Genomic DNA, 21,278 nt, shown 5'->3' on the forward strand with positions numbered 1-21,278 from the left:
TCACGGAGCGTGCAGCCGCAGGACCGCGCGCTCCGCCCCCTCCGGCGGTCGGCCGAACCAGGACACCGCGACCATCGTGAGGAAGGCCAGCGGCACCGTCCACGAGGCCGGCTGCGCCAGCAGCACCGTGACCAGCCCCGAACTCCACGACCCGGTGGCGGACAGCACCGCGGCGCCGGTCGCCGAGACCACCCCGACCCCGAGCCCGCTCGCCGCACCCGCCACCGTGAGCCGGGACCACCAGATGCCGAGTACCAGCAGCGGGCAGAACGTCGAGGCGGCCACCGCGAACGCCCAGCCCACCAGGACGTTGATGTCCAGGTGCGCGGCCGGCAGCGACAGCAGCACCGCCACGAACGCGCCCGCCGCCACCGCGGCCCGCAGACTGCTCAGCCCGCTGCCGAACAGGTCGTGCGAGAGACCCCCGGCCAGCGCCAGAAGCAGCCCCGACGAGGTGGACAGGAACGCCGCGAACGCCCCCGCGGCCACCAGCGCCGTCAGCACGCTGCCCAGCGCGCCCGGAACCACGTGTCCCGGCAGGACGACCGTCACGGTGTCCGTCGCGTTGTTGTGGACCAGGTGCGGGGTCAGCACTCGTCCCAGCAGCCCGTACACCGCGGGGAAGAGATAGAACACGCCCAGCAGCGCGATCACCAGGACCGCCACCCGGCGCGCGTTGCGGGCACTGGTGCTGGTGTGGAAACGCATGATGACGTGCGGCAGCCCGATCGCCCCGAGCGTCGTGGCCATGAGCACCGACCAGGTCGCGAGCAGCGGGTACCCGGCGTCGTCGATGTCCAGCAGCGGGCGGCTCCAGCTGTCCGGAACGGTGACCGGTGTCAGCGCCTGCGCCCGGGTCTCCGCCCCGACGTGCACGACCAGGTAGACCGCGGGCACCGCGACGAAGGCCAGCTTCACCAGGTAGTGGAACGCTTGCACATAGGTGGCCGAGCGCATGCCGCCGACTGCTATCGACCCGCTGACCACCAGCCCGGCCAGCACCACCCCCACCCAGTACGGGGTGCCGCTGACCAGTTGCAGCACCACCCCCGCGCCCTTGAACTGCGGCACCAGGTACAGCCACATGATCACCAGCACGATCAGCCCGCACAGCTTTCGGATCGCCACCGAGCCCAGCCGGTACTCGGCGAAGTCCGGCACCGTGAACGCGCCCGAGCGGCGCATCGGGCCGGCCACCAGGGCGGCCACCGCGACGTAGCCCGCCGTGAACCCGACCGCGAACCACAGCGTGCCGATGCCGTTCTTCAGCAGCAGCCCGGCCAGCCCGATCACCGAGGCCGCCGACACGTACTCGCCCGCGATGGCCATCGCGTTCCAGCCCGGCGCCACCCGGCGCGAGGCCACCAGGAAGTCGGGCGTGGTGCGGGCCGCCCGCACCCCGTACAGGCCGATGGCCAGACTCGCGGCGAGCAGGAAGCCGATCGCCAGCAGGCCCGTCACGCCCGGTCGTCCGTCCGCTCGGCGGCGCGCACGTGCACGGCGGCGATCAGCAGCAGCAGGGGGTACGTCGACGTCGCCAGCACCAGCCAGGACACCGGCACTCCCGCCACCGTCATCCGGTCCAGGACCGGGAAGAGGGCGATGGTCCCGCTGGTGCCGAACAGCACCGCCGCCAGCATCGCCATGGTCCGCAGCGCCGTCCGGCGCTGCGCGACGAAGACCCGGCGGGCCCGTTCGGGATCGGCCGGCCCCGGCAGGGGCAGCGGACGCGGGTGCGGCCGGTGCCGGCGCGCCAGCGCGATCCTGGTCTGCGGGCTCGTCACCTTCTCCCGCCGGGTGCCGCTCATCTGGCGGCCCGGCCGAGTCTGCCGCTGCGGGCGGCCTCGATCAACTGCTCCTTCAGCCCCCGGGCGTGCCGCCGGCTGACGGGTACGTCACCCGCCGGTGTGCACGCCACGAGCCCGGCCGAACTCGTCACCCGCAGGTCGTGCACCCAGCCGACGGCGACGAGGTATCCGCGGTGCACCCGCACGAACCCGGCCGGCGCCCAGACGTCCTCCAGATACGACAGCGACAACCGGATCAGGTGGGTGTCCTCGGCCGTGTGCAGCCGCACGTAGTCGCCGTGCGCCTCGGCGAACTGGATGTCGTCGCGGCGGACGAACACCGTGCGTCGGCTGTGCTCGATCTGCACCACGGCCAGCTCGTCGGCCGGTCCGGACCCGCCGCCCGAGCGCCGCAGCCCGGCGATCCGGGACACCGACTCGGCGAGCCGCTCCGGCCGGATCGGTTTGAGCAGGTAGTCCACCGCGCCGATACCGAAGGCCTCGATGGCGTGCGACTCGGAGGCCGTGACGAACACGATGGCGGGCGGCACGGACAGCATGCTGATCACGCGCGCCACGTCCATCCCGTTCAGTCCCGGCATCGAGATGTCCAGGAACACCGCGTCGAACCAGGTGTTCCCGAGCAGCTTGACGGCGGCCTCCCCGCTCTCGGCCGACCGGACCTCGGAGATCTCCGGGATGTCGCCGAGGAACTCGGTGAGTTCCGCGCGGGTGTGCGGCTCGTCCTCCACCACGAGGACCTGCAGCGTCTGCCCGGTAGGCGTCACTCGGCAACCACTCCTCGCATGAATCGGGGCACCCGGATGACGACCTTGGTGCCGCTGCCCGGGGCGGTCTCGATCAGCAGGCCGTGCTCCGGCCCGTACACGGCGCGCAGCCGCTGGTCCACGTTGGCGAGACCCACGCCCTTCGCCGGTGGCCCCGAACCGGCGAGCACGGCGCGCGCCAGTTCCGGGTCCATGCCGACACCGTCGTCCTCGATCTCGATCACGCACAGCGGCCCCTCGCCGAAACCGGAGACGCTGATGTGCCCGTTCTCCGTCTTCTTCTCCAGCCCGTGCCGGACGGCATTCTCCACGAGGGGCTGCACCACCAGGAAGGGGATGGCGACCGGGAGGATCTCCGGTGCCATCCGCACCGTGATGTCCAGCCGGTCGTCGAAGCGCGCCCGCTGGAGTTCCAGGTAGGTCTGGGTGGCCTGGAGCTCGGCAGCGACGGTCGCGTAGTCGCCCTTGGTGGAGAAGCTGTAGCGCAGGTAGTCGGCGAAGTCCGTCAGCAGACCCCGGGCCCGAGCCGGGTCGGTGCGGATGTGCGCGGCGATCACGGCCAGTGCGTTGTGCAGGAAGTGCGGGGATATCTGCGCCCGCAGGGTCCGCAGGTCGGCCGCCGCGATCCGGGTGCGGGCGGTGCGCAGCTCGGCGTGGTCCAGGAACTCGGCGATCAGCCCCGCCACCTCCGCCAGGTCCTCCACGGCGACCTCGCCGGCCGCGACCAGGCAGCCCGCCAGCTCGTCCGCCACGATCAGCGGCACCGCGCACAGCGGCGGCTGCCGCCGGGCGGCGCCCCGCTCGTAGATCTGGGACAGCAGGGCCGCCGGGTCGCTGCCCGGGGGCATCGTCCCGTGCCGGCCGACCGGACCGTCGAGGTCCGCGAGGATCACCGCGTCCGCCCCCAGCAGCCGACGGATGCGGCGGGCGGCGGTGTCCCCGCTGCCCCGCAGGCCGGTGCGCAGCTCGTCACTCAGCAGCCGTGCCTCCCGCAGCACGGGGACGGCGGCGGGCTCGAACCGCGGCGGGCGCCTGCGGCCCGTCACGGACCGCAGCGACCAGCGCTTGCGCGGGGCCGGCGGTGTCCGCTGCGCATCGGGGGAGCTCTCCACGAGGCGACCGTAGCGCAGGCCCGCCGAACGGGAGCCGTTCCGTCGGTCCGGTCCGCGGCGGCCGGGACGGACGGCCTCCGGGTGAAGGAGGGCCGGGCCGCGCGGGCAGGGCGCGGCCCGGCCCCGGGCCGGCCGCGAGGGAGCGGTGGCCGGCCCCGGGGCGCCCGGGTGGGGGACCGGTACGCGGTCTCGGGGAACGGGGCGGAAAGGGAGCGTGGGGGGGCACCGGGGGCCCGCGGTACGAATCCCCGGTCCGTGCGCGCGCGGCGGTCGGACCGCCGCGGCGCGGTCAGTGCTTGGCAGCCCCTTCCGCGCCGGCGCCGGTCAGTGCCCTGACCTGGAGGGTGGCGAACCGCTCGGGGTCGTTCTCCGAGGAACTCAGGGCGCCGACGACGGCGCAGAGCAGGCCGAGCGGGATGGAGACCAGCCCGGGGTTGGCGAGCGGGAACCAGGCGAAGTCGACTCCGCTGATCAGCGCCGTCTCCGAACCGGAGACCACCGGCGAGAAGATCACCAGGCCCACCGCGCCGATCAGGCCGCCGTAGATGCCGGTCACCGCGCCCCGGGTGTTGAACCGCTTCCAGAACAGGCTGAGCAGCAGGGTCGGCAGGTTGGCCGAGGCCGCGATCGCGAAGGCCAGGGCGACCAGGAAGGCCACGTTCAGGCTCTGCGCGAAGATCGCCAGCACGATGGCGGCCGCGCCGACGCCGAAGGCGGACAGCTTGGCGACCTTGATCTCCTCCTGCTCCGACGCCTTCCCCTTGCGCAGCACGCTGTTGAAGAAGTCGTGCGCAAGCGAGGACGAGGAGGCGATGGTCAGACCGGCCACCGTCGAGAGGATCGCCGCGAAGGCGACGGCCGCGATGATGGCCAGCATGATCGCGGCGAAGGCCGAGCCGCCGAAGTGCGCGCCGACGGCCTCCGCCAGCTGCGGCGCCGCCGTGTTGCCGGCGGCGTTCTGCTCGGTGATCGCCTCCCGGCCCACCATCGCCGCGGCGCCGAAGCCCAGCACCAGGGTCATCAGGTAGAAGGTGCCGATCAGGCCGATGCCCCAGTTGACGGACTTCCTGGCCGCCTTGGAGTTCGGCACCGTGTAGAAGCGGATCAGGATGTGCGGCAGGCCCGCGGTGCCCAGCACCAGTGCGAGGCCGAGGCTGATCAGGTCGAGCTTGTTCCACAGCGTCTGCCAGGCGTCACCGGGCACTTCCTTGCCGAAGTTCAGCCCCGGTTCGAGGAAGGCCTGGCCGGCGCCGCTGGCACTGGCTGCGTCGCCCATCAGGGAGCCGACGTCGAAGTTGTACACCGCCAGCACCAGCACCGTGAGCAGGAACGCCCCGCCCATCAGCATGCCGGCCTTGATGATCTGCACCCAGGTGGTGCCCTTCATCCCGCCGAAGGTCACGTAGACGATCATCAGGATGCCGACGATGACGATGCCCACGATCTTCGCGGCCTCGGCGCTCATGCCGAGGTAGGTCTCCCCGGGCTTGATGCCCAGCAGCAGCGCGATCAGCGCGCCGGCGCCGACCATCTGCGCGAGCAGGTAGAAGATCGAGACGGTGATGGTGGACACGGCGGCCGCGGTCCGCACCGGACGCTGCCGCATGCGGTACGAGAGCACGTCGGCCATCGTGAACCGGCCGGAGTTGCGTAGCAGCTCCGCGACGAGCAGCAGTGCCACCAGCCAGGCGACGAGGAACCCGATCGAGTAGAGGAAGCCGTCGTAGCCGAAGAGGGCGATCATGCCGGCGATACCGAGGAAGGACGCGGCCGACATGTAGTCGCTGCCGATCGCGAAGCCGTTCTGCATCCCGGTGAACTCGCGGCCGCCCGAGTGGAAGTCGGCAGCGGATTTGGTCTGTCTGCTCGCCCACACGGTGACGCCGAGCGTCACCGCGATCATGGCGAGGAAGAGCAGCACAGTGAGGGTGCGGCCGCTGGAGCCGGCCTCCTGCGCGAGGAACGTCGTCGTCATGAGGTGGCCCTCCGGGAGTCGGTGCTGTCGGGCCCCGTCACCGGGCCGGCGGCCGTCGCGGCGGCCGCCGCCGGAGCGGGTCGGGTCAGCTCCGTGCAGAGTTCCTCTGCGAGCGGGTCCAGGCGCCGGTTGGCGTACCGGGAGTAGAGGACGGCGATGGCGAAGGTGCTGACGAACTGCAGCAGGCCGAACACCAGCGCCACGTTGACCTGGCCGAACAGCACGGTGGCCATGGCGTCGCGGGCGTAGGCGGACATCAGCACGTAGAGGAGGTACCAGACGAGGAAGGCCAGGCTCATCGGGAACGCGAAGACGACCAGGCGGCGTTTGAGTTCCAGGAAGCGCGGATCGGTGTGCATGTCCGCTGAGCGGCGGTCCACAGCCTCCTCGGGGGAGCGTGACTGCGGTGGGAGTTCTGTCGACATTGACGCCTCCTGATCGGGGGAACGTGCTCCCCCGTCGGTGCTTGGGACTGGGTCGCAAAGTAAGCAGCGTCACACCTGCGGGAAAGCAACCGTCCCCGACGTGCGGCGAACGTGCGGAGTGCGCGGCGAACGGCAGTTCTCCGTGCGGTGGCCGGTTCGTTTGCGCGCCGGACGGTAGGACCTGCGCGGTGGCCAGCACCGTTCGTCAACCCTTGCCGTCGCTCAGCCTCTTTGGGATGGATTGCGGCGCCGGACGGGACGCCGCCCCCCGCCGGCTCGTTGGCCCCGGGTGTGATGAGTCAGAGGAACAGCGAGGGAAGGCCGTCGGCCCGTGAGCGGCTGGCACGGCAGCGTGAGCGGGAGAAGGCGGCCGAGAAGCGCAAGCGCGCCCTGAAGGCCGGCCTGGTGGCCGTCGCCGTCGTCGCCACCGTCGGTGCCGTCGGGGTGGCGGTGAGTCAGAGTGGCAAGGAGCCCGCCCCGGCCTCCGGCCCGGCGGCCGAGCCGATCTCGGAGGGGAAGGGCCGCGCCCCCGTCACCCTCTCGATCTACGAGGACTTCCGCTGTCCGGGATGCGGCCACTTCGAGCGGGGCTTCGCGGAGACCATCGAGGAACTGCGCGCCGACGGCACGCTCCGCACGGACTACCACCTGGTCTCGATCATCGACGGCAACCTGGGGGGCAACGGCTCGCAGAACGCCGCGAACGCCGCCGCCTGCGCCCGCGACGCCGGCAGCTTCACGGAGTACCACGACCTGCTCTTCCGCAACCAGCCGGAGGAGTCGTCGGACCCGTTCGCGGACAAGGGCCACCTGATCGAGCTGGCCGGCGAGGTCCCCGGACTCGACAGCGCCGCGTTCCGCGGATGCGTGCGCGAGGGCACGCACGACGACTGGGTCGCGCGGGCCAACGAGGACTTCCTCGGCTCCGGGCTGAACGCCACCCCGACCGTGCTGCTGGACGGCGAGAACCTCTACGGGGACCCGAACAACCCGCTCACACCGGAGAAACTCCGGGAAATGGTCGAGGACGCCGCCGCCAAGTGACGACGCGGGTGCCGGGAGCCGGGCCCGGCAGGGTAGCGTCTGACTCGCCATGGACTCCCTTGCCTTCATTCCAAGCCCGTCGTCCGGCGAGATCATGCTCGGTCCGATCCCGCTGCGCGGCTACGCCTTCTGCATCATCCTCGGTGTCTTCGCCGCCGTCTGGATCGGTAACCGGCGCTGGATGGCCCGGGGCGGCCAGGCCGGGACCGTCGCCGACATCGCCACCTGGGCGGTGCCCTTCGGCCTGATCGGCGGCCGGATCTACCACGTCGTCACCGACTACCAGCTCTACTTCGGCGAGGGTCGGAACTGGGTCGACGCCTTCAAGATCTGGGAGGGCGGCCTCGGCATCTGGGGGGCGATCGCGTTCGGCGCGGTCGGCGCCTGGATCGCCTGCCGCCTGCGCGGCGTCCCGCTGCCCGCCTACGCCGACGCGATCGCTCCCGGCATCGCCGTGGCCCAGGCCCTCGGCCGCTGGGGCAACTGGTTCAACCAGGAGCTGTACGGCCGCGCCACCGACGTGCCGTGGGCGCTGGAGATCGACAACGGCATCAACGACGGCACCTTCCACCCGACCTTCCTCTACGAGTCGCTCTGGTGCCTGGGGGTCGCGGCCCTGGTCATCTGGGCGGACCGCCGCTTCCGGCTCGGCCACGGCCGGGCGTTCGCCCTCTACGTCGCGGCGTACACGGCGGGGCGGTTCTGGATCGAGTACCTGCGCATCGACGAGGCCCACGAGTTCCTCGGGCTGCGGCTGAACAACTGGACCGCGGTCGCGGTCTTCCTGGCCGCCCTGGTGTACCTGGTGCTCTCCGCCCGCAGGGTTCCCGGGCGCGAGGAGGTCGTCGAGCCGGGTGCCGAGGACGAGGGTTCGGACAAGGACGCACCCGCCGACGCCTCCGACCCCCCCGCCCCCGACAGCGGGACCGGGGCCGCGGACCGCACGGCCGGGCGCGGTACGAAGACCGGCGCCGGCGCAGCCCCGGAGCCACACCCCGACGCGGGCTCCCCCACCGGTGGGGAGTCTGCGTCCCCGGATGCCGGCAGGCCCTCGCAGACCTGAGAGCGTCGTCCGCCCCCTGCCGCACCGTTTCCGGCCCGACGGCCGCCGCGCTCCGTTCGGCGGCCGTCGGCGCGTTCGCCGGGCGTTCCGGCGGGAGGCACCGCGGCGGCCCCGGTCCGCCGCACGCCCCCGCCGCGGGGTGCCGGACACGGCCCCCGCCGTCCCGTGCGGCACGTGCGCAAGCCTGCTACCGGCTGAACGCGTTGGGTGAAAACTGTTACCAGGCGGTTTCAGTTCGATTGCCGCGGGGCAGAAGCCGAAAGCGCTGGGCAACGAAGCCCGCGGTTTCACCGAGCCACCCCACCTTCCGGTCGCAGCCCCCACCCCCGTGCCCGGTACGGCCCGACGCGCTGCCGAGACCGGCACACGGCGTCCGCATGATGGACTCAAGTATCCAGTTCCCGGGACGCTGACCATCATGTAACCTGCACGAAAATTTGTTCCGCAGAGGGCCAACGTCGTCCCTCGGCAGCCAGCACCTTTGCCATGACGACGACGGGAGAGCCGATGCGTGCAGCGTCTCTGGCGGCCCACCCTGCCAAACAGGGGTTGTACGACCCCCGCAACGAGCACGACGCCTGCGGTGTCGGTTTTGTGGCCACCCTCACCGGCGAGGCGAGCCACCTCCTCGTCGAGCAGTCGCTGACCGTACTGCGCAACCTGGAGCACCGCGGCGCCACCGGCTCGGAGCCCGACTCCGGCGACGGCGCGGGCATCCTGCTGCAGGTCCCGGACGCGTTCCTGCGGGACTCGGTCGCCTTCGAACTCCCGAAGGCAGCTGACTACGCAGTCGGTATCGCCTTCCTCCCCGCCGACGGGGCGCAGGGCTCCCTGAACGAGGCCGTGGCCCACGTCGAGACGATCGCGGCCGAGGAGGGCCTGCGGGTCCTCGGCTGGCGCGAGGTCCCGGTCGCCCCCGACCTGCTCGGCAGCGGCGCCCGCGCGACCATGCCGTCCTTCCGGCAGCTGTTCGTGGCCGACGAGCCGGAACCCGGCGCCGAGGCGCGCACCGGCATCGAGCTGGATCGCATGGCGTTCGTGCTGCGCAAGCGGGCCGAGCGCGAGGCCGGCGTCTACTTCCCCTCGCTCTCCGGCCGTACCCTGGTCTACAAGGGCATGCTCACCACGGGCCAGCTCGAGCCCTTCTTTCCGGATCTCTCGGACCGGCGGTTCGCCAGCGCGATCGCCCTGGTGCACTCCCGTTTCTCCACCAACACCTTCCCCAGCTGGCCGCTGGCGCACCCGTTCCGGTTCGTTGCGCACAACGGCGAGATCAACACCGTCCAGGGCAACCGCAACTGGATGCGGGCCCGGGAGTCGCAGCTCGCCAGCGACCTCTTCGGCGACAAGGAGCTGGAGCGGATCTTCCCGGTGTGCACACCCGGTGCCTCCGACTCCGCGACCTTCGACGAGGTGCTGGAACTCCTCCACCTCGGCGGCCGCTCGCTGCCGCACTCGGTGCTGATGATGGTCCCCGAGGCGTGGGAGAACCACGACTCGATGGACCCTGCCCGGCGGGCCTTCTACCAGTTCCACTCCACGATGATGGAGCCCTGGGACGGCCCCGCCTGCGTCACCTTCACCGACGGCACCCAGGTCGGCGCGGTCCTCGACCGCAACGGCCTGCGTCCCGGCCGCTACTGGGTGACCGACGACGGCCTGGTCGTGCTGGGCTCCGAGGTCGGCGTGCTCGACATCGACCCTGCCAAGGTGGTCCGCAAGGGCCGCCTCCAGCCGGGCCGGATGTTCCTCGTCGACACCGCCGAGCACCGCATCGTCGAGGACGACGAGATCAAGTCGCAGCTCGCCGCGGAGCAGCCCTACCAGGAGTGGCTGACGGCCGGCTTCACCAAGCTGGCCGACCTGCCCGAGCGCGAGCACATCGTGCACACCCACGCTTCGGTCACCCGCCGCCAGCAGACCTTCGGCTACACCGAGGAGGAGCTGCGCGTCCTGCTCGCCCCGATGGCCAGGACGGGTGCCGAGCCGATCGGCTCGATGGGCACCGACTCGCCCATCGCCGCGCTCTCCGACCGGCCGCGGCTGCTGTTCGACTACTTCACCCAGCTGTTCGCGCAGGTCACCAACCCGCCGCTGGACGCCATCCGGGAGGAGCTCGTCACCTCCCTGCACTCCGCGCTCGGACCGCAGGGCAACCTGCTCCAGCCCGGACCGGCCTCCTGCCGCAGCGTGACGCTGCCGTTCCCGGTGATCGACAACGACGAGCTCGCCAAGCTCATCCACGTGAACGCCGACGGCGACCGCCCCGGGATGACCGCCGCCACCCTCTCCGGCCTCTACCGGGTCAATGGCGGCGGCGACGAACTGGCGGCCCGGATCGCGGAGATCCGCGAGGAGACGGACGCCGCCATCGCCGGCGGAGCCCGGATCATCGTGCTGTCCGACCGGCACTCGGACGCCGAGCACGCCCCGATCCCCTCGCTGCTGCTGACCTCGGCGGTGCACCACCACCTGATCCGCACCAAGCAGCGCGCCCAGGTCGGCCTCCTCGTCGAGGCCGGCGACGTCCGCGAGGTGCACCACGTCGCCCTGCTGATCAGCTACGGCGCCGCCGCGGTGAACCCCTACCTGGCGATGGAGTCCGTCGAGGACCTGGTCCGGGCCGGGACCTTCCTGCCCGGCGACGCCGACCCGGACGCCGCGATCAAGAACCTGATCAAGGCACTCGGCAAGGGCGTGCTCAAGGTGATGTCCAAAATGGGCATCTCCACCGTGGCCTCCTACCGTGGCGCCCAGGTCTTCGAGGCCGTCGGCCTGGACGAGTCCTTCGTGGACACCTACTTCCACGGCACGACCACCAAGATCGGCGGCGTCGACCTGCACATCGTCGCCAAGGAGGTCGCCGCCCGGCACGCCAAGGCCTACCCGGCCTCCGGGATCGCCTCCGCGCACCGGGACCTGGAGATCGGCGGCGAGTACCAGTGGCGGCGCGAGGGCGAACCGCACCTGTTCGACCCGGACACCGTCTTCCGGCTCCAGCACTCCACCCGCGAGCGCCGCTACGACGTCTTCAAGCAGTACACCAGCCGGGTGGACGAGCAGTCCGAGCGGCTGATGACGCTGCGCGGCCTCTTTCGCCTCAAGGAGGGCGACCGCGAGCCGATCCCCCTGGAGGAGGTGGAACCGGTCTCGGAGATCGTCAAGCGGTTCTCCACCGGGGCGATGAGCTACGGCTCGATCTCCCGGGAGGCGCACGAGACCCTTGCGATCGCGATGAACCAGTTGGGCGGCAAGTCCAACACCGGTGAGGGCGGCGAGGACCCCGAGCGCCTCTACGACCCGGCCCGCCGGTCGTCCATCAAGCAGGTCGCCTCCGGCCGCTTCGGCGTCACCAGCGAGTACCTCGTCAACTCCGACGACATCCAGATCAAGATGGCCCAGGGCGCCAAGCCCGGCGAGGGCGGCCAGCTGCCCGGGCACAAGGTCTACCCCTGGGTGGCGCGGACCCGGCACTCCACACCGGGCGTCGGGCTGATCTCGCCCCCTCCGCACCACGACATCTACTCCATCGAGGACCTCGCCCAGCTCATCCACGACCTGAAGAACGCCAATCCCCGGGCGCGGATCCACGTCAAGCTGGTCTCCGAGGTCGGCGTCGGCACCGTCGCCGCCGGCGTCTCGAAGGCGCACGCCGACGTGGTGCTGATCTCCGGCCACGACGGCGGCACCGGCGCCTCCCCGCTGACCTCGCTCAAGCACGCCGGCGGCCCCTGGGAGCTCGGCCTCGCCGAGACCCAGCAGACCCTGCTGCTCAACGGGCTGCGGGACCGCATCGTGGTGCAGACCGACGGCCAGCTCAAGACCGGCCGAGACGTCCTCGTCGCCGCGCTGCTGGGCGCCGAGGAGTTCGGCTTCGCCACCGCGCCGCTGGTCGTCTCCGGCTGCGTGATGATGCGCGTCTGCCACCTGGACACCTGCCCGGTCGGCATCGCCACGCAGAACCCGGTGCTCCGCGGGCGGTACGACGGCAAGGCCGAGTTCGTGGTGAACTTCTTCGAGTTCATCGCGGAGGAGGTCAGGGAGCTCCTCGCCCAGCTCGGCTTCCGCACACTCGACGAGGCCGTCGGCCACGCCGAACTGCTGGACACCAGCCGCGCCGTCGACCACTGGAAGGCGCAGGGCCTGGACCTGGCGCCGCTGCTGCACGTGCCGGAGCTGCCCGAGGGTGCCGTCCGCCACCAGGTCAACGAGCAGGACCACGGGCTGGCGAAGGCACTCGACAACCAGTTGATCAAACTGGCCGCCGACGCCCTCGCCGCGGACAGCGTCGAGGACGCCAGGCCGGTGCGTGCCCAGGTCGCGATCCGCAACATCAACCGGACCGTCGGCACCATGCTCGGCCACGAGGTGACGAAGAAGTTCGGCGGCGCCGGGCTGCCGGAGAACACCATCGACCTCACCTTCACCGGTTCCGCCGGCCAGTCCTTCGGCGCCTTCCTCCCGCGCGGCGTGACACTGCGGCTGGAGGGCGACGCCAACGACTACGTCGGCAAGGGCCTTTCCGGCGGACGTGTCGTCGTCCGGCCGGACCGCGCCGCCGAGCACCTCGCGGAGTTCTCGACCATCGCGGGCAACACCCTCGCCTACGGCGCCACTGGCGGCGAGATGTTCCTTCGCGGCCGGGTCGGCGAGCGGTTCTGCGTCCGCAACTCCGGGGCCACCGTGGTCTCGGAGGGCGTGGGCGACCACGGCTGCGAGTACATGACGGGCGGCCGGGCCGTCGTGCTGGGGGAGACCGGGCGGAACTTCGCCGCCGGCATGTCCGGCGGCTCCGCCTACGTCATCGACCTCGACCCGGACCACGTCAACCCCGAGCTGTCCTCCGCCGTCGAACCGCTGGACGACGACGACCGGCGGTGGCTGCACGACGTCGTGCAACGCCACCACGAGGAGACCGGGTCCACCGTCGCCGAGGCGCTCCTCGCCGACTGGGACAGCGCCCTGCCCCACTTCAGCAAGGTGCTGCCCGCCACCTACAAGGCCGTGCTCGCCGCCAAGGACGCCGCCGAGCGAGCGGGACTCAGCGAGACCGAGACCCACGAGAAGATGATGGAGGCGGCGACCCGTGGCTGACCCCAAGGGCTTCCTGAACACCGACCGCGAGGTCGCGCCGACCCGCCCGGTCGAGGAGCGGGTCAAGGACTGGAACGAGGTCTACGCCCCCGGCTCCCTGCTGCCGATCATCAGCAAGCAGGCCGGGCGCTGCATGGACTGCGGCATCCCGTTCTGCCACAACGGCTGCCCGCTCGGGAACCTCATCCCGGAGTGGAACGACTACGCCTACCGCGACGACTGGTCCGCCGCCATCGAGCGGTTGCACGCCACCAACAACTTCCCGGAGTTCACCGGGCGGCTGTGCCCGGCTCCCTGCGAGTCGGCGTGCGTGCTGGGCATCAACCAGCCCGCGGTGACCATCAAGAACGTCGAGGTCACCATCATCGACAAGGCGTGGGACAACGGCGACGTCACCCCGCAGCCCCCCGAGCGGCTCTCCGGCAAGACCGTCGCCGTGATCGGCTCCGGGCCGGCCGGTCTCGCCGCCGCCCAGCAGCTCACCCGTGCCGGGCACACCGTGGCGGTCTTCGAGCGCGCCGACCGGATCGGCGGGCTCCTGCGCTACGGCATCCCCGAGTTCAAGATGGAGAAGCGCCACATCAACCGCCGCGTCGAGCAGATGCGCGCGGAAGGCACCAAGTTCCGCACCGGAGTCGAGATCGGCCAGGACCTGGACGCCGGCGACCTGCGCCGCCGCTACGACGCCGTGGTGATCGCCGCCGGCTCCACCACGGCCCGCGATCTGCCCGTTCCCGGCCGGGAACTCAACGGCATCCACCAGGCCATGGAGTACCTGCCGCTCGCCAACAAGGTGCAGGAGGGCGACTTCGTCGCACCCCCGATCACCGCCGAGGGCAAGGACGTCGTCGTCATCGGCGGCGGCGACACCGGGGCCGACTGCGTCGGCACCGCGCACCGCCAGGGCGCGCGCTCCGTCACCCAACTGGAGATCATGCCGCGGCCGGACGAGGAGCGCAGCCCCCAGCAGCCCTGGCCGACCTTCCCGATGCTCTACAAGGTCACCTCCGCGCACGAGGAGGGCGGCGAGCGGGTCTACTCCGTCTCGACCACCCACTTCGAAGGACTCGAACCGGCCGAGGGGCAGACCGTCGGCGACGTCGCGGCACTGCACCTCGCCGAGGTGGAGTTCGTCGAGGGCAAGCTCCGGCAGAAGCCCGGCACCGAGCGGCGCATCCCCGCCCAACTGGTCACCCTGGCCATGGGCTTCACCGGCATCGACCGCGAGAACGGCCTCGTCGAGCAGTTCGGGGTGGACCTCGACGAGCGCGGCAACGTCGCCAGGAACGCCGACTACGCCACCAGCGTCGACGGCGTGTTCGTCGCGGGCGACGCGGGCCGCGGCCAGTCGCTGATCGTCTGGGCCATCGCCGAGGGACGCTCGGCCGCCCGCGGCGTGGACCGCTACCTCACCGGCGTCAGCGCGCTCCACGCGCCGATCAAGCCCACCGACCGGTCGCTGACCGTCTGACCGCCCGGCCGGTCCCGCGCGGACCGGTCGGCCCCCGATGTGCCGCACAACGGGGTGCGGACACCGCCGTGGCGCTCGCCCTCATCCCCGACCGGGGGCGGGCGCCGCGGTCCGTCCCCACGGCGTAGCACCGCCTCCCGCCCGCCGGGCACGCCGCCCTCGCGGGACGCTCCGGCCCCGCCGGCCCGCTCCGGGGCGGCGCCCGGAACCGGGAGCCGCCCCGGCACGTCCCATCGGCACCCCCGACAGGAGGCAACGATGCGACGACACCACACCGTCCCGACCGCGCTCGCGGCAGTGACTGCCGTCCTCGCCCTCGGCGGCTGCGGCGAGCAGACCGTCACCGGCGACGGCTCACCCCGGCCGCAGCCCACACCGACCCCCACGCAGGAGCAGTCCACGTTCGAGAAGCGGGCCGCCGCCCTCGCGGAGGAATGGCCCGAGGTGCAGCCCGTCGAGGGCCGTCCGAACGTCATGCTGCCGCTGGAGGACGCCGAACAGGCCGGCGACGACGCCCGGACCCTCACCGTCACCGTCGGCCACGGCGCCTGCATCGAGGACTACGGCACCCACCTGGAGGAGACCGACGACCTGGTCATCGTCTCCGGCTGGGCCGAGAACGAGGACGTCGACTTCTGCACCGACGAACTCGTCCTCGACAAGGCCGAGATCGAACTGGACGCGGAACTCGGCGACCGGGTCGTCGTGGACGCCGCGACCGGGGAGCAGCTGATCGGGAAGTAGCCCGATCCGTCATTGATCGGCCGATCGGCGGCGCCGATCCGTGATCCCCGTACCCCGATGACGCAAGGTGGACATCGTCACCTCCGGTGCCCGGCCGGGCACCGTGCGTCGTCCATGAGGAGTGCGGCCATGCGGAAGCGCGCCATCGCCGTCGGAGCGGTCCTGTCCCTCGGCCTCGCCGCCTGCGGCAGCGGAACCGCCGCCGACGAGGACACGCTCACCGTGTGGATCATGGAGGGCACCAACCCGGACTCCGATCCCTTCTTCGACGAGCTGGGAGCGGAGTTCGAGAAGCGCACCGACGCCGCCCTCACGGTCCAGTACGTGCCCTGGCCCGACGCCCACGACAAGTTCACCAAGGCCATGGCCGGCGGCACCACCCCGGACGTCGCCGAGATCGGCACCACCTGGACCACCGAGTTCGCCGAGGCGGGCGCTCTCGCCCCTCTCGGCGACCGGGTCCGCGACGCCGGCCTCGACGGCGACCTCGTCGAAGGACTCCGGCAGGCCGGCACCCTGGACGGCGAGCTCTACGGGATGCCCTGGTACGCCGGAGTGCGCGCCCTGCTCTACCGCAAGGACCTCTTCGACGAGCACGGCCTCACCGCCCCCACCAGTTGGGACGAACTCCGCGACACCGCCACCGCGCTCAAGCGCAAGGAACCCGGCACGATCCCCTTCCCCGTCGTCGGCGACAACGAGTACGCCCTCGACGCGTTCATCTGGGGCGCCGGCGGTGACCTCGCGGTCGAGCGCGACGGCACCTGGAAATCCGCCGTCAACAGCCCTGCCGCACTCCGCGGCCTGACGTTCTACACCTCACTCGCCACCGAGCACGGCACCTCCCCGAAAGCCGCCACCACCTGGGACGAGGCGGACCTCGTCGACAACTTCGCCGACGGCCGGGTGGCCATGGCCGTCTGCGGCAACTGGACCCCCGCCGCCATCCTCGCCGACCACCCCGAACTGGAGGGCCGGCTCGCCGCCGCCCCCATCCCCGGCCCCGACGGCGGCACCAGCCCCTCGTTCCTCGGCGGCTCGCACCTCGGCATCTTCGAGGACAGCGGCAAACAGGACCTGGCCTGGACGTTCGTCGCCCTCATGAGCTCCGCCGAGAACGCCGGGCAATGGGCCCGCCAGTCCGGCTACTTCGCCGGGCATCGCTCCCTCGTCGAGAAGGTCCGGCAGCAGGGCGACCCCCTCGTCGCCCCCTTCGCCCGGCAGCTCGCCGAAGCCGGCCGCACCGTCCCCACCACCCCCGCCTACGGCGAGATCCAGGGCAAGAAGACCCTCGCCCGGATGGTGCAGTCCGTCCTCACCGGCAGAGCCGACCCCCGACGCGCCGCCGACCTGGCCGCCGCCGACATGGACGAGTCCTTTGGCAACTGACACCCGCCCCCCGGCGGGCCGCCCCCACCGGCCGCGCCCCGCACCCCCGGCCATCGCACCCGGTCCCGCCCGCCGCCGCGCCCTGCGCCGCCGCGCCGCACGTCCCTGGCTGCTCCTCGCGCCCGCGCTGCTCACCGTCGCCGCCCTGCTGCTGTGGCCCCTGGCCCGCGTGGTGTGGATGTCCTTCCAGGACTACGGCCTGCGCGAGATCGTCAGCGGCGGGACCGACTACAACGGTCTGGCCAACTACCGGGACATCCTCGGCCGGCCCTACCTGTGGACCACCGTCCTCCCCAACACCGTCCTGTTCGCCCTCGCCTGCGTCACCCTCACCGTCGTCCTCGGCACCCTCGTCGCCCTGCTGCTCCACCGGCTCGGACCCGTGGCACGCGGCCTGTGCGCCGGCGCCGTCATGACGGCCTGGGCCATGCCCGCCGTCACCGGTACCTATGTCTGGATCTGGCTCTTCGACCCGCTGGGCGGCGCCGCCGTCCAAGCGCTTGGCGCAGCCGGTCTCGTCGACCCGGCCGACACCAACTGGTTCACCGGCCGTCTGGGCTTCTACGCCATCGCCACCCTCAACGTCGTCCACCACAGCTTCCCGTTCGTCGCCGTCACCGTCCTCGCCGGCCTGCTGACCGTGCCCCGCGAACTCCACGAAGCCGCCGTCGTGGACGGCGCGAACGCCTGGCAGCGCTTCTGGGCTGTCACCGTGCCCTGCCTCCGGCCGGTCTTCACCGTGGTGATCACCCTCAGCACCATCTGGGACTTCAAGGTCTTCGTCCAGCTCTACCTGATGCCCGGCGGCAACGGCGCGAACCCCGAGGTGCTCAACCTCGGCGTGTGGAGTTACGTCGAGTCCTTCGCCCAGCGCCAGTACGGGACCGGCGCCGCCATCGCCGTCCTCCTCACCGTGCTGCTGCTCGGGATCACCCTCGTCCACCTGCGCACCCTCTTCAAGGAGAGCGAGGAGCTGTGACTGTCCCCACCCCTGCTGCACGAGCCGGCACCGGCCTCGCCGTGGCCGCCCTGCTCGCCTTCACCCTCCTGCCCGTCTCCTGGATGGTCACCACTGCGCTCGACCCGCGCGCCGGCGCCCGCGGCGCCGACCTCGTCCCGGAGGCCCTCACTCTCGACCACTTCCGGTTCGTCCTCGACGAGGGCGGCTTCGGCCGCTACCTCGTCAACTCCGCTCTTCTCGGCCTCGGCACCGTGCTGCTCACCGCGCTGCTCTCGCTGCTGGCCGCCGTGGCCGTCGCCCGGTTCACCTTCCGGCTCCGCACCGCGGTGCTGGTGATGGTGCTCATCGTGCAGATGGTCCCGCTGGAGGCCCTCGTCATCCCGCTCTTCGTCCAGATGCGGCACCTCGACATGCTCAACAGTCTGCTCGGCCTGACCGTGGTCTACCTGGCCTTCTCGCTGCCGTTCGCGATCTGGATGCTGCGCGGCTTCGTCGCCGCCGTTCCCCGCGAGGTGGAGGAGGCCGCCTACCTCGACGGCTGCGGCTGGCCCCGGATGTTCCGCTCCGTCCTGCTGCCGCTCGTCGCCCCCGGCCTCGTGGCCACCAGCGTCTTCTCGTTCATCGTCGCCTGGAACGAGTTCATCTTCGCCTTCACGTTCCTCCAGGACGAGAGCCGCTTCACCGCCGCCGTCGGGCTGCACCGCTTCTTCGGACAGCACACCAACGACTGGGGGCCGATCATGGCCGGCTCCACCCTCATCACCCTGCCGGTCCTGGTGTTCTTCGTCCTGGTCCAGCGCCGGATGTCCTCCGGCCTCGCGGCGGGAGCGGTGAAGGGCTGAGCCGCCGCCGTCAGCCGGTGGGCTGTTTCGCGGTCAGCCCGCCACCGAGGCGGGGAAGCCGCCGGTCGCCACCGGCCCCCAGCGCCGCGGAGTCACCCGGATGACCGACTTCCCCTGCCTCACCATCGCCGCCCGGTATCCGTCCCAGTCCGGGTGCTCACCGGAGATCACCCGGTAGTACTCCACCAGCGGCTCCACCGAATCCGGCGCGTCGACCACCTCGGCGTCGCCGTCCACCTGCACCCACGGGCCGTCCCACTCGCCCGACAGCACCACCACGCTCACCTGCGAGTCGCGCCGGGCGTTGCGGGTCTTCGCCCGCTCCGGGTACGTCGAGACCACGATCCGCCCGGCGCCGTCCACGCCGCACGTCAGCGGTGAAGCCTGCGGGGAACCGTCCGACCTGCGGGTCAGGAGCAGGGCGCGGTGCCGCGGCCGGACGAAGTCCAGCAACTCGTCGAGACCGACCCGGGTGTTCGTGGCGATGCTGGGGCTCATGCCGCCGAGCGTAGGCCGTCGGGGCCGCTGCAGGACGGCGCACCCCTCACGTGTCGCACTCCAGCACCGTCCGGCACAGCCCGCAGCGGGCCCGCACCCGGCCGCGCACCGGCAGCGCGAGCCGCTGGAAGCAGACCGGGCAAGCGAACGACACCCGGGACGGCCGGGAGCCCACCGGCCCCTCGAACGCGTAGGACCCACCGCCCGGCGCAGCCGCGGCCCCTGCTCCGCGCACCCTCGCCAGCTCCCGGTCGCGTACGTATCGGGCCCGGTCCAAGCGCCCCGCGGACAGCAGCGGCGGCTGTCTCCCGTCCCTCCGCGCCAGCGCCCGCCCCGCGCGGTACGCCTCCCGGGCCTGCGGGCTGGTGAACCATGCCTCGGGATCCTCGCCGAACACCTCCGCCCGCTTGGCCAGCACGTAACCGAACTCCTCCGGCGTGAGATAACCCAGCTTCTGCGAGGTCAGCGGGTCCTGCCGGAACGCGTCCAGCAGCAGCCAGCCGCTGCCCAGATAGGCCGCCGCCGTGTCGGTCAGGATCTCGTTCGCGCCCTCGTCCCCGAACCGCAGATCCCACCGGTGCAACTGGACGTGCGTCACCTCGTGGGCGAGTGCCGCCCCGATGTCCCTGCGGTGGCCCTTGAACCGGCTGTTCAACTCGACGAAGTACTCCGGCCCCGCCGCCGGCTCCACCAGCGCCGCCTGCTCCATGTCCCGGAACCCGACGATTACCCGCGCCTGCGGCAACCGCAGATGCCGCACCACCGCCCCGGCCACCCGCTGCGCACCGGCGTACAACTCCTCGTCGTCGAGGAAGGCCACCTCCACCGGAGGCAGGCCGACGGCGAAGGGGCGGAGCCCGTCCGGGGACAGCCTGCGGTACAGCGCCGTGACCGACGCGCGCACGTCGGCGAGATGCGGGTAACCGCGCTCGACGTTCCGCCCGCTCCCCACGCGCTCCCCCCCGTCGTCGTCCGGCTCCGTCTCCTCGGCCCACTGTAGGACGCCGCCCGCGAGCGGCCGGGCTGCCGCGCGCCACCGGCGGTGCTGTCGGCCGTGTGCGGCAGTGCTCGGGCGGTGCGTCAGCCCCGTTGGCCGTAGCACAGGCAGAACGGATGCCCGGCCGGGTCGGCGAACACCAGGAACCCCCGATGAGCGCCCCCGCTGTCATGCAGGAAGCGGGCCCCCAGCGCCTCCACCTCCCGGCGCGCCCGGTCCGCGTCGGCATGCTCCGGCACGTCGAAGTCCAGGTGCATCTGCTGCGGACGAGAAAGATCCGGCCAGTCCGGCGGTACGTGGTCCACCGCCTGCTGGAACGCGAGCTGCCTGCCTCCGGGGCCGTTCAGCGTCACCCAGTCCGCCTCCCGTCCGTCCACCTCCCACCCCAGGATTCCGGCGTAGAACGCGGCCAGCGCGGCCGGATCGGGACAGTCGACGACAGTGCTCTGCAGGGTTGCGATCATGTGCACGAGCCTAGGGGGCTTCTCCGCAGGCCCCCGGGGGCGCCGGGTCGCGCCGTCCCCGGGCGGGCCGCTTCCGCGCCGTCCCGCCCGCGCCGCACGAAGCGGCAGTATCCGCAGCGTGGACACCCGCGCACACCGCCGCCCCGACCCGTCTAGGGTCGACGACCATGACCAACAGCGACACCGGTGCACCTGTCGGCGACGCCGCCGAGCCCGCCCCCGGCCCCGCCCGGGCCCACCTGCCCGCCTCCGCGGACGAGCAGCCTGGCACCGGGACCGATCCGGCCGTCCAGGCCGAACTGACCCGCCTGCGGGAGAGCATCGACAACATCGACGCCGCCGTGGTGCACATGCTCGCCGAACGCTTCAAGTGCACCCAGCAGGTGGGCCGGCTCAAGGCCGACCACCGGCTGCCGCCCGCCGACCCCGCGCGCGAGGCCCGGCAGATCACCCGGCTGCGGCAACTCGCCGAGAACGCCCGCCTCGACCCCGCGTTCGCCGAGAAACTGCTCAACTTCGTCATCGCCGAGGTCATCCGCCACCACGAGACCATGGCTCGCGACTGACCCGGCCCCACCCGCCTCCACCCGGCCCCCACGCCCGCCTGGCCCCCATCCGTGCCCG

General features: G+C 72.0%; 18 protein-coding genes. 9 read left to right on the forward strand and 9 right to left on the reverse strand.

The window, feature by feature from the left end; translation table 11 throughout:
* The 6 genes from H300_RS0101205 to H300_RS24405 form a co-directional block, all read right to left on the reverse strand.
* Complete coding sequence (locus tag H300_RS0101205) at positions 1-1,461, reverse strand: sodium/solute symporter (protein WP_028425942.1); 1,461 nt, start codon at positions 1,459-1,461, stop codon at positions 1-3.
* On the reverse strand, positions 1,458-1,784 hold the full coding sequence (locus tag H300_RS24400) for a hypothetical protein (protein ID WP_486583430.1): 327 nt from the start codon (positions 1,782-1,784) through the stop codon (positions 1,458-1,460). Before H300_RS24400 ends, H300_RS0101205 begins: the two co-directional genes overlap by 4 nt.
* Positions 1,785-1,804: 20 nt before the next feature.
* Positions 1,805-2,575 (reverse strand): LytR/AlgR family response regulator transcription factor, encoded by a 771-nt coding sequence (locus tag H300_RS0101215; protein ID WP_199779110.1) that lies wholly within the window; start codon positions 2,573-2,575, stop codon positions 1,805-1,807.
* Entirely contained in the window at positions 2,572-3,687 is a 1,116-nt protein-coding gene (locus H300_RS0101220; RefSeq protein ID WP_486583432.1) for a sensor histidine kinase, read from the reverse strand. The genes H300_RS0101215 and H300_RS0101220 overlap by 4 nt, the downstream gene beginning before the upstream one ends.
* 289 nt (positions 3,688-3,976) lie before the next feature.
* Positions 3,977-5,662, reverse strand: coding sequence for a sodium/solute symporter (locus tag H300_RS0101225; RefSeq protein WP_028425945.1), 1,686 nt, complete (start codon positions 5,660-5,662; stop codon positions 3,977-3,979).
* Positions 5,659-6,087 (reverse strand): DUF485 domain-containing protein, encoded by a 429-nt coding sequence (locus H300_RS24405; protein ID WP_078515622.1) that lies wholly within the window; start codon positions 6,085-6,087, stop codon positions 5,659-5,661. The genes H300_RS0101225 and H300_RS24405 overlap by 4 nt, the downstream gene beginning before the upstream one ends.
* A gap of 294 nt (positions 6,088-6,381) precedes the next feature.
* Between H300_RS24405 and H300_RS0101235 the strand changes: the two genes are divergently transcribed.
* The 8 genes from H300_RS0101235 to H300_RS0101270 all read left to right on the forward strand — a co-directional run bounded on the left by H300_RS0101235 (position 6,382) and on the right by H300_RS0101270 (position 18,695).
* The gene (locus H300_RS0101235) at positions 6,382-7,131 is read left to right on the forward strand and encodes a thioredoxin domain-containing protein (RefSeq protein ID WP_028425946.1); all 750 of its coding nucleotides are present in this window, start codon (positions 6,382-6,384) and stop codon (positions 7,129-7,131) included.
* Between the two features lie 49 nt (positions 7,132-7,180).
* Positions 7,181-8,194, forward strand: a complete 1,014-nt coding sequence (lgt, locus tag H300_RS24410) for a prolipoprotein diacylglyceryl transferase (protein WP_051269270.1) — start codon at positions 7,181-7,183, stop codon at positions 8,192-8,194.
* Positions 8,195-8,701: 507 nt separating this feature from the next.
* Positions 8,702-13,288 (forward strand): glutamate synthase large subunit, encoded by a 4,587-nt coding sequence (gene gltB, locus H300_RS0101245; protein WP_028425947.1) that lies wholly within the window; start codon positions 8,702-8,704, stop codon positions 13,286-13,288.
* The gene (locus tag H300_RS0101250; protein ID WP_028425948.1) at positions 13,281-14,759 is read left to right on the forward strand and encodes a glutamate synthase subunit beta; all 1,479 of its coding nucleotides are present in this window, start codon (positions 13,281-13,283) and stop codon (positions 14,757-14,759) included. Before gltB ends, H300_RS0101250 begins: the two co-directional genes overlap by 8 nt.
* Positions 14,760-15,017: 258 nt before the next feature.
* A complete protein-coding gene (locus H300_RS24415) occupies positions 15,018-15,503 on the forward strand; it encodes a hypothetical protein (RefSeq protein WP_051269273.1) in 486 nt (161 codons plus the stop codon).
* 129 nt (positions 15,504-15,632) lie between these two features.
* Positions 15,633-16,892 (forward strand): sugar ABC transporter substrate-binding protein, encoded by a 1,260-nt coding sequence (locus tag H300_RS0101260; protein ID WP_028425949.1) that lies wholly within the window; start codon positions 15,633-15,635, stop codon positions 16,890-16,892.
* Complete coding sequence (locus H300_RS0101265; protein ID WP_028425950.1) at positions 16,882-17,871, forward strand: carbohydrate ABC transporter permease; 990 nt, start codon at positions 16,882-16,884, stop codon at positions 17,869-17,871. Before H300_RS0101260 ends, H300_RS0101265 begins: the two co-directional genes overlap by 11 nt.
* A complete protein-coding gene (locus H300_RS0101270) occupies positions 17,868-18,695 on the forward strand; it encodes a carbohydrate ABC transporter permease (RefSeq protein ID WP_028425951.1) in 828 nt (275 codons plus the stop codon). The genes H300_RS0101265 and H300_RS0101270 overlap by 4 nt, the downstream gene beginning before the upstream one ends.
* A 33-nt stretch (positions 18,696-18,728) precedes the next feature.
* Here the strand turns inward: H300_RS0101270 and H300_RS0101275 are convergent, their stop codons facing one another.
* From H300_RS0101275 to H300_RS0101285, 3 genes are all read right to left on the reverse strand, one after another.
* A complete protein-coding gene (locus H300_RS0101275; protein ID WP_028425952.1) occupies positions 18,729-19,193 on the reverse strand; it encodes a PPOX class F420-dependent oxidoreductase in 465 nt (154 codons plus the stop codon).
* Between the two features lie 46 nt (positions 19,194-19,239).
* Positions 19,240-20,145: a hypothetical protein gene (locus H300_RS0101280; protein ID WP_028425953.1), complete on the reverse strand. Its 906-nt coding sequence runs from the start codon at positions 20,143-20,145 to the stop codon at positions 19,240-19,242.
* Between the two features lie 128 nt (positions 20,146-20,273).
* Entirely contained in the window at positions 20,274-20,654 is a 381-nt protein-coding gene (locus H300_RS0101285) for a VOC family protein (RefSeq protein ID WP_028425954.1), read from the reverse strand.
* Positions 20,655-20,893: 239 nt separating this feature from the next.
* Here H300_RS0101285 and H300_RS0101290 point away from each other — a divergent pair, with 239 nt between their 5' ends.
* Positions 20,894-21,220, forward strand: a complete 327-nt coding sequence (locus H300_RS0101290) for a chorismate mutase (protein ID WP_028425955.1) — start codon at positions 20,894-20,896, stop codon at positions 21,218-21,220.
* Positions 21,221-21,278: the final 58 nt, after the last annotated feature.

It is taken from the genome of Streptomyces sp. TAA040 (genome assembly GCF_000424845.1).

Bases quoted from the DNA above. Each gene is read 5' to 3' on its own strand.
- H300_RS0101225 (WP_028425945.1), bottom strand. From the start codon at position 5,662: ATGACGACGACGTTCCTCGCGCAGGAGGCCGGCTCCAGCGGCCGCACC.
- H300_RS24405 (WP_078515622.1), bottom strand. From the start codon at position 6,087: ATGTCGACAGAACTCCCACCGCAGTCACGCTCCCCCGAGGAGGCTGTG.
- H300_RS0101235 (WP_028425946.1), top strand. From the start codon at position 6,382: ATGAGTCAGAGGAACAGCGAGGGAAGGCCGTCGGCCCGTGAGCGGCTG.
- lgt (WP_051269270.1), top strand. From the start codon at position 7,181: ATGGACTCCCTTGCCTTCATTCCAAGCCCGTCGTCCGGCGAGATCATG.
- gltB (WP_028425947.1), top strand. From the start codon at position 8,702: ATGCGTGCAGCGTCTCTGGCGGCCCACCCTGCCAAACAGGGGTTGTAC.
- H300_RS24415 (WP_051269273.1), top strand. From the start codon at position 15,018: ATGCGACGACACCACACCGTCCCGACCGCGCTCGCGGCAGTGACTGCC.
- H300_RS0101260 (WP_028425949.1), top strand. From the start codon at position 15,633: ATGCGGAAGCGCGCCATCGCCGTCGGAGCGGTCCTGTCCCTCGGCCTC.
- H300_RS0101275 (WP_028425952.1), bottom strand. From the start codon at position 19,193: ATGAGCCCCAGCATCGCCACGAACACCCGGGTCGGTCTCGACGAGTTG.
- H300_RS0101285 (WP_028425954.1), bottom strand. From the start codon at position 20,654: ATGATCGCAACCCTGCAGAGCACTGTCGTCGACTGTCCCGATCCGGCC.